The organism is Rhizobium sp. FKL33 (genome assembly GCF_005222915.1).
In the GTDB taxonomy this organism is placed as follows: domain Bacteria; phylum Pseudomonadota; class Alphaproteobacteria; order Rhizobiales; family Rhizobiaceae; genus Rhizobium_E.
In genome coordinates, this window is sequence record NZ_STFX01000005.1 from 142,402 (window position 1) to 156,831 (window position 14,430).

The following is a 14,430-nucleotide window of genomic DNA, read 5'->3' on the forward strand; positions in this document are numbered from 1 at the left end:
CTCAGCCCCAGGGCTTGGTTACATTCATCAGGCGCGTAAAACCCTCGCCCTCAGGAGCCTTGTCGAGAATCTCCACATAACGGCGAAAGCTCTCGCCATCGACTTGTACGAAGGTCTGGTCGAGCAAAGCATCTTCAGCAGCCCGTCGCGATGCTTCGATCATGAATTCGGAGCGGGTCTTACCATTGACGCCTGCGGCGCGATCGATCAGATCGCTGATATCCTTGCGGATACGCAATTGAACTGGCTTTGTCGCACCGCTTCGATCCGCCTTGATGGTCATGAACAATCTCCTAGGGATGAGATATACATCGTATATCTCATCCCATTCAATAGAACAATCGCAGCGCTTGAGCCAAAGCGCATCAAGAATGGTTCACTCTTTCTCCGCCTCGATCTGCCGATGGCCATACTCCAGACGTCCGATGACATAGAGCACGAAGAAGGCGGCGCAGGTGACGAAGAGGCCGATCATCCAATGGCCGAAGCCGAGCGCGAGCCCGATGGCGCCCGAGAGCCAGAGGCTGGCCCCGGTCGTCAGTCCCTTCACTTCGCCCTTGCTGAGCACGATGGTGCCGGCGGCGAGAAAGGCGACGCCGGCGGTCACCGCCTCGACGACGCGCAAGGGATCTATGCGCACCGCCTCCTGGTCTAGGCCCGGCATATGCACGCTTTCGATAGAGATGATGGCGAAGAGCGAGGCGGCGAGCGACACCATGATATGGGTCTTGAGCCCCGCCGGCCGCTCCTTGCGCTGGCGCTCCAGCCCGATGACGGCGCCGAAGATGATCGCGCCGATAAAACGGGCGAAGATCACCGGATAAGGGATCTGCGTGAGTGGAAACATGTCGGCGATGATCTGGTCCATGGCCCATAAAAAACCCGAAAACGGATTTCGTTCCGTCACGCCAAGGTCCAAATTCGCCTGCACACCATTCCCCGACGTCTGTCCGCACAGGTCAAAGGACAAGTTCGATGGAACAATCCCGACCGAAGCGGGCTTATAGGCGGCGGCAATGCATCGCCAAGATGAACCGCGGATTAACATGCTTTTCAGAGGCGGTTCAGTCCGGCGCCATTACAAAACGCTCATGAGGAGATGATGGAGAAATCCAGAACTCCGGGAGAGCCCCCGTCGACGCCTCTCCGGATTCGTCGAGACAGGATACCAAGGAAGGATAGAACATGGCCTACATCTATGACGGCGACAATGGTCGTGACGACGTCAAGCAGAACTCCGGCAATCTCTATGACGAGATCTACACCTATGGAGGCAATGACAGCATCCATCTGAAGGCCAACAATACCTATGTCGAAGCCGGAGCCGGCAACGACTATGTCCACAGCACCATCGAATGGGGCAACGACGTCTATCTGGGCGACGGCAACGACACTTATGTCGGCATCGGATTTTCTGGCGACAGCGATCAGTATGACCGCGTCTGGGGCGGCAACGGCGCCGACACCATCAGGATTTCCACCTGGGCTTCCGATTATTATGGCGACGCCGGTAACGACACGTTCTCTTCGATCGGCTTCTACAATCTGATCTCCGGCGGCTCGGGAACCGATACGGTCGACTATTCCCGTCAGAATGACGATCCGGATCTCGCCGGAGCTGGCATCAAGGTCGATCTGTCCCAGGAATACGCCACTTCCGGCGATGGCACGGAAGAGGTTCTGTATTCGATCGAGAACGTCAAGGGCACGAATTACAAGGACACGCTGATCGGCGATTCCGGGGCCAACAGCCTGTGGGGCCAGAACGGCTCGGACATTCTCAAGGGCCTTGACGGCAATGACAAACTCTATGGCGGCTCTGGCGATGACGACCTTTACGGCGGCATGGGCCTAGACCGGCTGACCGGCAATGACGGCGCCGACTTCTTCATCTTCCAGTCGACGTCTGAAAGCCCCAACAGCTCCAATCGCGACGTGATCGTCGATTTCAGCCGTTCGCAGGGCGACCAGATCGATCTCATGGATATCGATGCCATCAAGTCGAGCAGCGCTGATAACGCCTTTGACTATATCGGCAGCGCCGCCTTCTCAGGCACCGCCGGTGAACTGCGCTACTCCGGCGGCATCATCCGCGGCGATGTCAATGGCGACGGCCGCGCCGATTTCTCGATCGAAGTCGAAAACACCGCTTCGCTGCGCTCCAGCGACTTCATTCTCTGAGCCGAACGGCTCAACCGCATCTCAAAAAAGAGACGCCCGCCATTTCGGCGGGCGTTTTCGCGTCAGCGGCTCGCCGTCGAGCCTCACTGCTGCTCCTGGCCGCTGGCGACCAGTTTATCGATCGCCTTGGACGTCGTCGCGTTAAACACCCCGTTGACCGGGCCTGAATAGAAGCCGCGAGATTTCAGCTCCTTCTGCAGGCCGCGCCGGAAAGCGACGGAGAAGTCCTTGGCCCCGCCCTTGATGTCGCGGATGAAATCCTCCTCGCCCCCAGAGATGCTGGCCACGGCGAAGTCCACCGCCTTGCCGGCGTCCTTGTCGACGCCGAGGCCCTGGTCGTACAGGCGCGAGAGATTGCCCTGGGCATAGGAGCTGCCGGCCTCGCCCGCCTTTTCATACCACTCGGCCGCTGTTTTATAGTCCTGCTCGACGCCCTCGCCCGCTTCATAGAGCCAGCCGAGAGAGCCCATGCAATAGGCGTCGTTGCGCGCGGCCCCTGCTTCGTACCAGCGCTTGGCTTCCGAGAGGTCGACTTCCGTTCCGAGACCATTCTGCAGCGCATAGCCGAGCGAACCGATGGCGTTGATCTCGCCGAGTTCGGCGGCGCGGCGATAGGCCTCGAGAGACGCCTTTTCATCGCGGGCGACGCCCAGACCTTCGCGATAGAGCCAGCCCATGGCGGACAGCGCATCTGGATGGTCCTGGGCGGCGGCTTTCCGATACCATTCCACCGCGCTGCGATAGTTCTGCGCGACCGGTTCGTAGCCCTCGCGGTAGAGCCAGCCGAGCGAGGACTGGGCCGATGAATTGCCTTTGGCCGCGGCCTCCTTCAGCATCTCCACTCCCTTTTCCACGTCGGCGTCTTCGCCATTGCCGTAGATCAGCAGCCAGGCGCGGTTGACCGAGGCGAACGCGTTGCCCATGCTGGCTGCTTTCTCATAGGCTTCGCGGGCGGCGGCGTAATCTTCGCCGGCGTCATGAGCGCGACCGAGCATGTTGATGAGCATCGAATCCTCGGGCGACTTGGCGACAGCGCGGCCGCAGGCCTCGACCGCCGCTTCGGCATCGATCGCCGAGGCGTCGACGCCGCCGAAATTGGGCTTGGACCCGGGCTCCCCGGCGAGTTCATAGCATTTGGCGCTCAGAGCCTCGGCGCTCTCGTCGTCATTCGATTCCGTATCGGCGGCCGCTTGGCTCGCCTCCTCAAGAGAACCCTGCACGAGATTGCCGAGCTTTCCCGTCGCGTCCGAGGCGGTCTGATCCTGTTCTTCGCCGGCATTGGCGGCGGGGTCGGCAGCATTCGCATCGGACGCCGTCTCCTGCGCATTCGAGGCGGCTTGGCCTGCGGCAAGGTCGTCGATCGCCTTGAACGTGTCTTCGCCGAACTCGCCGTTCGCCTCGCCCGTGAAAACGCCCTGTTCCTTCAGGGCCTCCTGGAAGCCCTTGCGGAACAGCGGCGAGAAATTGTCGGGCGTGGTCTTGAGTTCGCCGATCTTGGCGCTGTCGCCGCGTGAGACGGCGGCGATCGCCCAGCGCACCGATTCATCGGGATCGACAGCCGTGCCGAGACCCTGATCGTAGAGACGAGCGAGATTGCCCATGGCGTAGGCGCTGCCCTCATTGGCCGCCTTTTCATACCAGTAGCGCGCCTCGACATAATCCTGCTTCACGCCGGCGCCGGTATCGTAAAGAAAGCCGAGGGACGCCATGGAATAGGAGTCGCCGGCATTCGCGCCCTTCTCATACCATTTGCGCGCTTCTTCATAATTGCGCGTCATGCCGAGACCGTTCTGCGCGGCATAGCCGAGCGCGGCGATCGAGGCCAAGTCGCCCGCTTCCGCGCCGCGCCGGTAATAGTCGACCGAACGGGCGTAATCCTGCGACACCGTCACGCCTTCGCGATAGAACCAGCCGAGATTGCCGAGCGCGCTGGCGTTGCCCTTGTCGGCGGCCTGACGATACCAGTCGAAAGATTTTGCGTAATCCTGCGGCTCGCCGGCGAGACCGTCGCGATAGACCTGGCCGAGCGAGGCCTGGGCGAAATGATTGCCGGCGCGAGCGGCGGTCTCGAAGGCTTCAAGCCCCTTGGCCGGATCAGCGCCGTCGACGGAGCCGTTGACCTGCAACCAGCCGAGATTGGCGAGACCGTACATGTCGCCGAGATCGGCCGCTTCGCGATAGCGTTTTTCGGCCTCGACGTAATTCTTGTCGGCTTCATAGGCGCGGCCGAGCAGGTTGACATAGAGGCCGGAGGACGGCTTTTCATTGACCGCCTGAGCGCAAGCGGTCAGCGCCCGCTTGGCGTCGATGCGGTCGAGATAGACGCCGGCAAAGCCGCTCGCGCCCTGCAATTCGCCGGCCAGCAATTGGCAATCGCGCTCAGACGCCGACAGCGCGTCCGCCGATGAGGCGACCGGGGGCGGCGCGAGCGAGGCCAGCGCGGCCTCCGCCTCGCGGCGGAACGCGCTTTTGGGATACCGTTCGATGAAGCGCTTGAGGGCTGCGGCGTCTGTCGATCCCTTCAGCGCCTCCCAGGCGATCTGGTCGGCGGCGGCCTCGGTCTTGGCCTGCGTCGCCTGCAACTGCTTGATCTTCTTCTCCGCCAGCATGCGATAGACGGGATCGCCGCCATGCTTGGTGATGAAGGCCTCCAGCAGGTCCTTGTCGGCGAGATCCTTGATATTCTGCCAGTCGGCTGCGGCGGAGGCGGTTTCAAGCGTTTGCTTGTCCTGCACGGGGCCGGTGTTGATGGTGATGTCGATCTGCTTGATCGACAGGAAAATCTGCGCGCCGCCCAGCGAGCCATAGACGAAGGGCTCCTGCTGGCGATTGGTGGCTTTCATCACCGCATCGCGCACCTGGCCGAGCGCGATGCGGATATCGACGCCGGGCTGGGCGATATAGCGCGCCAAGGCTTCGGCGAAGGGGCTGTTGCCGCCCTCGCCGTCCAGCGCCACGGTGCCGGCGCGCGAGGCGTAGGCGACCAGCGTATCGACGCTTTGCGGTTCGACGCGTGCCAGACCGCGCGACACGGCGCGCGAACCGACAGAGCGCGTCATGGTCTCGAGAAAGGGATTGTTGCGGCAGGCGTCGAGGATCATCAGTTTCAGCCGCGTCGCGCCATTCAGCGACCGCTCGGCGCGGGAGAGCGACAAGGCCTCGTCCTCTACATCCTTATCGGAAGCGAGCACGGCGTCGGTGGGGATGAGATAGTTCTCGCCATTCATCTCCATGCCATGGCCGGAATAATAGAGCACGGCGACTTCCGCGCCCTCGGCCTTGTTCTCGAAGGTCCTCAGCGCCTTGCGCATGCCGGCGAGATCGACGTCTTTCGCCACCATGACATCGTCGAAGCCGGCTTCCTTCAGCGTCTTGCGCATCAGTTCGACGTCGTTGGCGGGATTGCGCAGGGGCGTGGTCTGCTCGTAATTCTGGTTGCCGATCAGAAGAGCGACGCGCCGCCCCGCTTCGGCCGACGCCTGCGTCGCGACGAGCAAGACAGCGCAAAACAGCCCGAAAAACCACCAGCCTCTCGCCAGAACCCCCGCCATTTCCATCCCCTTGCTGAAGCCGCCGCGAATATTACGAATGAGCCGCCCTCTTTCAATGCACCCATTTTGGTTTTTTCTCTTCAAATTCCGGCGGCCGGCATCGACGCAGACATAGAAACAGAATATTCATTCCATTCTTCGCATTTCATGAAACGGCAGGATGATGCATGGACGAGGCAGTCAAGGCTCCGCCGCCAAAGGATTTCGACGCGCTGCGCGCCGCGATGATCGAGCGGAAGGCGGATATGCCCAAGCGTCTCGCCCAAATCGCCGCCTATTGCCTCGCCAATCCCGACGAGATCGCCTTCGGCACGGCGGCCAGCATCGCCGGCGCCGCGACGGTGCAACCCTCGACGCTGGTGCGGCTCGCCCATCATCTCGGCTATGAGGGCTTTTCCGATCTGCAGCGGATCTTCCGCGAGCGGCTCAAGGAAAAGACGCTTTCCTATGAAGAGCGGCTCAACATGCTCGAGCAGACCAATGCGCAGGCTGCGGAAACCGAACTCCTCGGCGGCTTCCTGACCGCCGCCAGTCAATCGATCAACCGTTTCGCGGCCAGTCTCGAAATCGAGAAACTGGCGCAAGCCACCGAGATTCTCGCCCGGGCGGAGACGATCTATCTCATCGCCAAGCGGCGATCCTATCCGCTGACCGCGCATATGGCCTATGCCTTCGGCAAGCTCGGCATCCGCTATGTGATGGCCGCGACGCCGAATGGGGTGGAAGCGGAGATGGCCCGCTTCGCGGGTCCCCGCGACGCCGCCTTCGCCGTCAGCTTCTCGCCCTATGCCGCCGACACGATCGCCCAGGCCCAGGCCTTCGCCGCGCGAGAGACGCCGATCGTCTCGGTCACCGATTCCGTGTTCTCGCCACTGGCCGCCTTCTCCGCCTGCTGGTTTGAAATCGTCGAATCCGACTTCGCCGGCTTCAGGTCGCTGTCGGCGTCCATGGCGCTGGCCATGACGCTGCCGGTGGCGGTGGCGGAAAAGCGGCGTCGGCTGGAGCGGGAACAGAATGGCTCGATCGCAATGGAATAAATATTCCGATTGACATTTTTTTGAAACTGGTGTTTCAAATTCGCCAAACACACCATGGCAGGGGGAGAGACACATGGCGACATCCAAGACGCTTGACGTGATCGCGATCGGACGGTCTTCCGTCGATCTCTATGGTCAGCAATCCGGTTCACGGCTCGAAGACATCGCCTCCTTCGCCAAGTCGGTCGGCGGTTGCCCGGCCAACATCTCCGTCGGCACCGCACGGCTCGGGTTGAAATCGGCGCTGATCAGCCGCGTCGGCGACGAGCAGATGGGCCGCTTCATCCGCGAACAACTGGCCCGCGAGGGCGTCGCCACCGAGGGCGTCATCCCGGACAAGGATCGGCTGACCGCGCTCGTGCTGCTGTCGGTCGAATCCGAAGGCGTTTCGCCGATGATCTTCGTGCGCACCGATTGCGCCGACATGGCGCTGAACGAGGACGACATCGACGATGCCTTCATCGCCTCCTCGCAAGCCGTGCTCGTCACCGGCACGCATTTCTCCAAGCCCAACACCGAGGCCGCCCAACGCAAGGCCATCGCGCTCGCCAAAAAGCATGGCGGCAAGGTGGTGTTCGACATCGACTATCGTCCGAACCTCTGGGGTCTTGCCGGTCACGCCGAGGGTTTTGAACGCTATGTGAAGTCCGACCGCGTCTCGGGACTGATGAAATCGGTGCTGCCGGATTGCGACCTGATCGTCGGCACCGAAGAGGAAATCATGATCGCCTCTGGCGCCGACAGCGTGCTGGCCTCGCTGAAAGCGATCCGCGCCGTCTCGCCCGCGACGATCGTGCTGAAGCGCGGCGCAATGGGTTGCGTGGTCTATGACGGCCCGATCAGCGACGATCTCGAAGACGGGATTGTCGGCCAGGGTTTTCCGATCGAAGTCTATAACGTGCTGGGCGCAGGCGACGCCTTCATGTCGGGCTTCCTGCGCGGCTGGCTGAAGGGCGAGAGCCACAAGACCTCGGCCACCTGGGCCAATGCCTGCGGCGCCTTCGCCGTCTCGCGTCTGCTCTGCGCGCCGGAATATCCCACCTGGGAAGAGCTCAGCTATTTTCTCAAGCACGGCTCGAAATTCAAGGCCCTGCGCAAGGACGAGGACCTCAGCCATATCCATTGGGCGACGACACGCCGCAAGGAAATCCCGCTTCTGATGGCGCTCGCCATTGATCATCGCTCGCAACTGACCGACATCGCTGACCAGCACAAAGCGCCGCACGCGAAGATCAACGCCTTCAAGCGTCTCGCCGTGGCCGCCGCCGCCCGCGTCAGCCAGGGCCGCGAAGGCTACGGCATGCTGATCGACGAGCGCTTTGGCCGCGAAGCCTTTTTTGACGCCGCCAAGAAGGACTTTTCCTGGATCGGCCGGCCGGTGGAGCTACCGGGCTCGCGCCCGCTGCGGTTTGAATTCTCGCAGGATATCGGCTCGCAGCTGGTGGAATGGCCTGTCGACCATTGCATCAAGTGCCTGTGCTTCTACCATCCCGACGATCCCGAGGCTTTGAAGAAGGAGCAGCAGCAGAAGCTGCGCGCCCTCTACGACGCCGCCCGCAAGGTGGGCCGTGAGCTGCTGGTAGAGATCATCGCCGGCAAGCATGGCCCTCTCGACGACGACACGATCTCGCGGGCCATGACCGAACTCTATGCGCTCGGCATCCGCCCGGATTGGTGGAAGCTCGAACCGCAGCATTCGGCCGCCGCCTGGAAAAACATCGAGGCCGTGATCGCCGAGAACGATCCCTATTGCCGCGGCATCGTGCTGCTCGGCCTCGAAGCGCCTGCCGCAGAACTTGAAAAGGCTTTTGCCGCAACCCGGGTCGCGCCGATGGTCAAGGGTTTCGCCGTCGGCCGCACCATCTTCGCGCATGCCGCCAATCAATGGCTCGGCGGCCGCATGACGGATGAAGAAGCGATTACCGATATGGCCGGCCGCTTCGAAGAGCTGACAAAGGCCTGGCTGCGCACGCGCGGCCTTTGAGATAAAGACCGGGGCTGCGCCGAAACGCCACGCGGAGGCCGCAGCTCTATTTGATCTCGCCTCTCCCCGAAATCGGGAAGAGGGATTAAGACAGCGAGGCGCGGGCGCAGACCTGCGAGAGGAATGCGGGAGGATAGGATGGCGAAGACGATCCGGCTGACGATGGCGCAGGCCATCGTGCACTTCATGAAGGCGCAGAAGACGGTGATCGATGGCGAGACGCTGCCGATCTTCGGCGGGGTCTGGGCGATTTTCGGCCATGGCAATGTCGCCGGCATGGGCGAAGCGCTCTATCAGGTGCGCGACGAGCTTCCGACCTATCGCGCCCACAATGAGCAGGGCATGGCGCATGCCGCCGTCGCCTACGCCAAAGCGAGCTTCCGCCAGCGCTTCATGGCCTGTACGACCTCCATCGGCCCCGGCGCGCTCAATATGGTCACCGCCGCGGGCGTGGCGCATGTCAACCGCCTGCCGGTGCTGTTCCTGCCCGGCGACGTCTTCGCCAATCGCGCGCCCGATCCGGTGCTGCAGCAGATCGAGAATTTCGGCGACGCCACGGTCTCGGCCAACGACGCCTTCCGTCCGCTTTCGCGCTATTTCGATCGCATCACGCGTCCCGAGCAGATCATGCCGGCGCTGAAGCGCGCCATGCAGGTGCTGACCGATCCCGTCGATTGCGGCCCCGTCACCCTGTCGCTCTGCCAGGATGTGCAGGCCGAAGCCTTCGATTATCCCGAAAGCTTCTTCGCCGAGAAGATCTGGAGCTTCCGTCGCCCCCGTCCCGACGAGGACGAACTGGCGGCCGCCATCGCCGCGATCAAGTCGGCGAAGTCTCCGGTGATCATCGCCGGCGGCGGCGTGCTCTATTCGCGCGCGACCGAAGAGCTTAAGGCGTTCGCCGAGAAGACCGGCATTCCGGTCGCCGTCACCCAGGCCGGCAAGTCGGCGATCGACGAGCGCCATCCGCTGTCGATGGGTTCGATCGGCGTGACCGGCACGTCGGCTTCCAACGCGCTCGCCGAAGCCGCCGATCTGGTGATCGCGGTGGGCACGCGCATGCAGGATTTCACCACCGGCTCCTGGGCTCTGTTCAAGGATGAAGGCGCCCGCTTCCTCGGCCTCAACACTGCCGCTTTCGACGCCGGCAAGCACAATGCGCTGCCGCTGGTCGCCGACGCCAAGGTCGCGCTGACGGATCTGACCGCCGCGCTGTCCGGTTGGTCTGCGCCCGCAGCGCTCAAGGACAAGGCCGCCGCGCTGAAGGTCGAATGGATGAAGGCGGCGGAGAAGGCCATGGCGCCCGCCAACGCCCTGCCCTCGGATGCGCAGGTCATCGGCGCCGTCGCGCGCAATCGCGCCCACGAGAATTCCGTGCTGCTCTGCGCCGCAGGCGGCCTGCCGGGCGAACTCCACAAGCTGTGGCCCGCCACCAGCCCCGGCAGCTACCATATGGAATACGGCTTTTCCTGCATGGGCTATGAGATCGCCGGCGGTCTCGGCGTCAAGATGGCGCGGCCGGACGCCGATGTCGTCGTCATGGTCGGCGACGGCTCCTATATGATGCTCAACCAGGAACTCGCGACCTCGGTGATGATCGGCAAGAAGATCACCGTCGTGCTGCTCGACAACCGCGGTTATGGCTGCATCAACCGGCTGCAGATGGGCACCGGCGGCGCCAACTTCAACAATCTCTTGAAAGACGCCTATCACGAGGTGATGCCGGACATCGATTTCGCCAAGCATGCGGAGGCGATGGGCGCAATCGCGCTCAAAGTCGCCTCGATTGCGGAGCTGGAGCAGGCGCTTGAAGACACAAAGGCCAATGATCGCACCACTGTGATCGTGATCGACACCGACCCGTTGATCACCACCAAGGAAGGCGGTCACTGGTGGGATGTGGCTGTGCCCGAAGTCAGCCCGCGTCCTCAGGTCAACGACGCCCGCGCCGCCTATCTCAAGGCGCTCGCCGCCCAGCGCATCGGGTGACCGAACATTTTCGAGGCGCGAGACGCGCCTCGCTTCGTTTCAATATCTTCCCGGACGCTGCAGGTCCGGACCAAGACACTGAGGAGACCTCTGATGAAAGCCAAACTCGGCATGTCGCCCATCGCCTGGTGGAATGACGACCTTCCGGATCTCAGCGACGACGTGTCGCTCGAGGAATGCCTGCGCCAGTCTCGCACCGCCGGCTTCACCGGCATGGAAAAGGGTCGCCGCTTTCCGGATGATCCCGACGTCATGCTGCCGATCCTGCGCGCCGCCGACGTGACGCTGTGCGGCGGCTGGTTTTCCGGCACGCTGACCATCGAGGATCTTTCGGCCAACAAGGACCGCATCGCGCCGATGATCGAGCTGTTCAAGGCTGTGAACGCGCCCTGCATCGTCTATGGCGAAGTCGGTCTGTCGATCCAGGGCGATCGTTCCAAGCCGCTCGCCACCAAGCCGCGCCTGTCTGACGAGGAAATGAAGGTCTATGCCCGCAAGGTGACCGAGTTCGGCGAATGGTGCGCAGATCAGGGCATGCCGCTGTCCTACCATCACCATATGGCGGCCGTGGTCGAGACCGAACCGGAGCTCGACGCCTTCATGAAGAACTCTGGCGAAGGCATTCCGCTGCTGCTCGACGCCGGCCATCTGGCATTCGCCGGCGGCGACGTGCTGCGCGCCATCGACAATCACCATGCCCGCATCAACCATGTGCATGTGAAAGACATCCGCCGCCCCGTTGTCGACGGTCTCGATCGCTCCAAGCAGTCCTTCCTCGACGCGGTGGCGCTCGGCGCTTTCACCGTGCCGGGCGACGGCTCGCTCGATTTCGGAGCCATCGTCAAGCGCTTCGCCGATTACGGCTATGAAGGCTGGTTCGTGGTCGAAGCCGAGCAGGATCCGAAGAAGGCTCCGCCGCAGAAAATGGCCGAGATCGGCCATGCCGAACTGATGCGCGTGATGACGGCGGCGGGCTATACGGTGGAAACCGAAGGCTTTCCGAAAGGCTGAGCCCCTCGCCCGATCTGACAGACAGGAGTTATGACCATGCCCAAACTGCTGGTGAAACCCAAGGCAAGCCACGGCCTCGTTCACGACGTCACGCCCGAAAGCGCGGGCTGGACCTATGTCGGCTTTTCGGTCTACCGGCTGAAGGCGGGAGAGACGGTCACCGAACAGACTGGCGACCGGGAAGCCTGCCTCGTCTGGCTGACCGGCAAGGGCAAGGCGTCCGCATCGGGACAAGAGTTCGGTGAAGTCGGCGAACGCATGAACGTGTTTGAAGGCGCGCCGCATGCGCTTTACGTGCAGAAGGATTCGTCCTGGTCGGTGACGGCGACAACCGATCTCGAACTCGCCGTCTGCACGGCCCCGGGCGGCGACGGCTTCAAGACCAGGCTGATCGGCCCGGGCACGCATCCGCAGTTCATCCGCGGCAAGGGCTCGAATGTCCGTCACGTGACCAACATCATGCCGGAAGACGACGGCGCGGCCGCCTCGCTTCTGGTGGTCGAGGTCATCACGCCTGCGGGCAACACCTCGTCCTATCCGTCGCACAAGCACGACCAGGACGACCTGCCCAATGAGAGCTTCCTGGAAGAAACCTATTACCACCGCCTCAACCCGCCGCAGGGCTTCGCCTTCCAGCGCGTCTATACCGACGATCGCTCGCTCGACGAAGCCATGGCGGTGGAAAACGGCGATGTGACGCTGGTGCCGAAGGGGTATCACCCCTGCGCCACCATCCACGGCTATGACCTCTATTATCTCAACGTCATGGCGGGACCGAAGCGCGTGTGGAAATTCCACAACGCAAAAGAGCATGAATGGCTGCTCGCCACCTGACTTGACATTCCGTCTCCTTGGCTCATCTTTATGGACAAGGAGACCGGAAATGAAGGTGACGATTGAGCAGGCGCAATCCGATCTCGCCCGCCTTATCGAAGAGGCCGCCGAGACGGGACAGGATGTGACCATCGCGGACGGCGACAGGCCGGTCGCGACGATTGTGCCTTGGCCGAAGAAGCGGAAGTTCCAGTTGGGCATTCTCAAAGATCAGCTCAAAGGCGACGCGCCGGACTTTCTTGAGCCAATGAGCGAAGAAGAGTTGAGGCTCTGGGAAGGCGGTTGATGGCGTCTTACCTGCTGGATACCCATGTGTGGGCATGGGCCATCAATCTGGATCGGCGGTTACCGGGCAACATCGCAGCTATTATTCTGGACGCTGATATTATTTATGTCAGCGCGATTTCCGTCTATGAAATCTGCCAGAAAGTTCGAATCGGAAAATGGCCTGAGATGGAGCCGTTCACCGACCGTCTCTCGGAGCTTGCCGTCAATCAGGGCGGACGGATTATTGACCTCAATCCCAGCATTGCTCGAAGCGCCGGCCTGCTCGATTGGGACCATCGCGACCCTTTCGATCGCATGCTCGCCGCGACGGCGCTGGAGATGGGACTGCCCATCCTGTCCGCCGACAGCGCGTTCGACGGACTTGCTGACAGACAAGCCTGGCCGGGGCGCGTATGGTAAAGCATCGTCAACCATTCTGAACTTGCAACCTGTCCCGCAATGGCCCAGTCGCCCTCAGAAACACGCGATTCGATAGAATTTTAGCGATCTGCTTGAACCTCCCGCAACCTGGCGATGCTATTGTCATCTTCAACCAGAAAGGAGGATGACGATGCAAATCCGGGAGTTCAAAAACTTCAACGACGTGCTGATGATCCAGAATCCGAAGCGCAGCTTCAAGATGCATAAGATCGACCGGCCCGGCACCATTATCCCCGTCGCGCCGCATCTCCAGATCAAAAAGAAATACAACACCTTGATCGAGAGCATCTCTTGCGGAGGCGCGCTTCTTAACTTCAGCCCCTATATCGATCTGCCACGGAACTTCTTCCTGGTCATCATGGGATCTACAGAGGAAATCGGCTCGACCATGGTGCGTCGCGAGAAGGACCGCATGATGATCAAGTTCAATATGTTCCTCGACGCAGGCTATCTACAGACGATCGTCGGCGGCGCCTCACTGGAAGAACTGGAAGCCATCTGATCGACGTCTCCATCTGAAATCGCAAGGGCCGCCTCGAGCGGCCCTTTGCATGACTGCGTCTCTAAATGCGTTGCATTTTTGTCCAAGCCTCCCGAAAGTAGACAGCCCGATACGCCAAAATCCGGATTCGTTAAAATTCTAATACCGGGATTGAGCCGGATTAAACATTTGAGGTGGAATGTGGGCACATGGAAACAAGGAGTGTGTCCATGGCTGTAGGCGCAGAAGCGACGATCAGCACTGTTCATGTAGAGCAGGGCCTGGAAGCAAAGAAATTCGAACGGTTCATCGTCAACCGACCCGGTGTGGTCTATTCGGTCCTTCCCGGACTGGCGGGGCTCTCTCCGCGATCCTGTCAGGTGGTGGATATTTCACGCGGCGGCGCCTGCGTGCAGATGTTCACGACGATCGGGCTGCCCGATCACTATTATCTCTCGTTTGCGGGGCTTGCGATCCGCATCGGCTGCGCGGAGGTTCACCGCCTCGATGGCCGCGTCGGCGTGCGTTTCATCAAGCCGCTGCCCGAGGGTCTGCTGTCGAAAATCGTGCGCGGCGACTTCATGGCGGGCGACAATCTTCCCGGACGCGTCCGTTTTCAATAGGGTATTCCCGATCATGAATCGGGGCGTCCAAACC

Annotated in this window: 13 protein-coding genes; 10 read left to right on the forward strand and 3 right to left on the reverse strand. The window is 61.8% G+C overall.

Features of this window, described 5'->3' with window-relative positions:
• Position 1 precedes the first annotated feature (1 nt).
• Together E8Q41_RS03300 and E8Q41_RS03305 are read right to left on the reverse strand one after the other, a co-directional pair.
• Positions 2 to 283: a DUF1778 domain-containing protein gene (locus E8Q41_RS03300; RefSeq protein ID WP_137154078.1), complete on the reverse strand. Its 282-nt coding sequence runs from the start codon at positions 281 to 283 to the stop codon at positions 2 to 4.
• Positions 284 to 376: 93 nt separating this feature from the next.
• Positions 377 to 868: an MgtC/SapB family protein gene (locus tag E8Q41_RS03305; protein WP_137154162.1), complete on the reverse strand. Its 492-nt coding sequence runs from the start codon at positions 866 to 868 to the stop codon at positions 377 to 379.
• 317 nt (positions 869 to 1,185) lie between these two features.
• Between E8Q41_RS03305 and E8Q41_RS03310 the strand changes: the two genes are divergently transcribed.
• Positions 1,186 to 2,181, forward strand: a complete 996-nt coding sequence (locus E8Q41_RS03310) for a calcium-binding protein (protein WP_137154079.1) — start codon at positions 1,186 to 1,188, stop codon at positions 2,179 to 2,181.
• Positions 2,182 to 2,264: 83 nt separating this feature from the next.
• On the opposite strand, the gene E8Q41_RS03315 is transcribed toward E8Q41_RS03310, so the two are convergent.
• Complete coding sequence (locus E8Q41_RS03315) at positions 2,265 to 5,732, reverse strand: caspase family protein (RefSeq protein WP_170976343.1); 3,468 nt, start codon at positions 5,730 to 5,732, stop codon at positions 2,265 to 2,267.
• Between the two features lie 167 nt (positions 5,733 to 5,899).
• Between E8Q41_RS03315 and E8Q41_RS03320 the strand changes: the two genes are divergently transcribed.
• The 9 genes from E8Q41_RS03320 to E8Q41_RS03360 all read left to right on the forward strand — a co-directional run bounded on the left by E8Q41_RS03320 (position 5,900) and on the right by E8Q41_RS03360 (position 14,396).
• A complete protein-coding gene (locus tag E8Q41_RS03320) occupies positions 5,900 to 6,769 on the forward strand; it encodes a MurR/RpiR family transcriptional regulator (RefSeq protein ID WP_137154081.1) in 870 nt (289 codons plus the stop codon).
• A 73-nt stretch (positions 6,770 to 6,842) separates the two neighbouring features.
• Positions 6,843 to 8,753, forward strand: a complete 1,911-nt coding sequence (gene iolC, locus E8Q41_RS03325) for a 5-dehydro-2-deoxygluconokinase (RefSeq protein WP_137154082.1) — start codon at positions 6,843 to 6,845, stop codon at positions 8,751 to 8,753.
• A 138-nt stretch (positions 8,754 to 8,891) separates the two neighbouring features.
• Complete coding sequence (gene iolD / locus E8Q41_RS03330) at positions 8,892 to 10,739, forward strand: 3D-(3,5/4)-trihydroxycyclohexane-1,2-dione acylhydrolase (decyclizing) (RefSeq protein ID WP_137154083.1); 1,848 nt, start codon at positions 8,892 to 8,894, stop codon at positions 10,737 to 10,739.
• 93 nt (positions 10,740 to 10,832) lie between these two features.
• Entirely contained in the window at positions 10,833 to 11,750 is a 918-nt protein-coding gene (iolE, locus tag E8Q41_RS03335; protein WP_137154084.1) for a myo-inosose-2 dehydratase, read from the forward strand.
• A 36-nt stretch (positions 11,751 to 11,786) separates the two neighbouring features.
• Entirely contained in the window at positions 11,787 to 12,584 is a 798-nt protein-coding gene (gene iolB, locus E8Q41_RS03340) for a 5-deoxy-glucuronate isomerase (RefSeq protein ID WP_137154085.1), read from the forward strand.
• A gap of 49 nt (positions 12,585 to 12,633) precedes the next feature.
• Positions 12,634 to 12,870, forward strand: coding sequence for a type II toxin-antitoxin system prevent-host-death family antitoxin (locus E8Q41_RS03345; RefSeq protein ID WP_137154086.1), 237 nt, complete (start codon positions 12,634 to 12,636; stop codon positions 12,868 to 12,870).
• Positions 12,870 to 13,271: a type II toxin-antitoxin system VapC family toxin gene (locus E8Q41_RS03350; RefSeq protein WP_137154087.1), complete on the forward strand. Its 402-nt coding sequence runs from the start codon at positions 12,870 to 12,872 to the stop codon at positions 13,269 to 13,271. The genes E8Q41_RS03345 and E8Q41_RS03350 overlap by 1 nt, the downstream gene beginning before the upstream one ends.
• 145 nt (positions 13,272 to 13,416) lie before the next feature.
• Positions 13,417 to 13,794 (forward strand): hypothetical protein, encoded by a 378-nt coding sequence (locus E8Q41_RS03355; RefSeq protein WP_137154088.1) that lies wholly within the window; start codon positions 13,417 to 13,419, stop codon positions 13,792 to 13,794.
• A gap of 209 nt (positions 13,795 to 14,003) precedes the next feature.
• Positions 14,004 to 14,396: a PilZ domain-containing protein gene (locus tag E8Q41_RS03360; protein ID WP_137154089.1), complete on the forward strand. Its 393-nt coding sequence runs from the start codon at positions 14,004 to 14,006 to the stop codon at positions 14,394 to 14,396.
• The last annotated feature ends 34 nt before the right edge of the window (positions 14,397 to 14,430 follow it).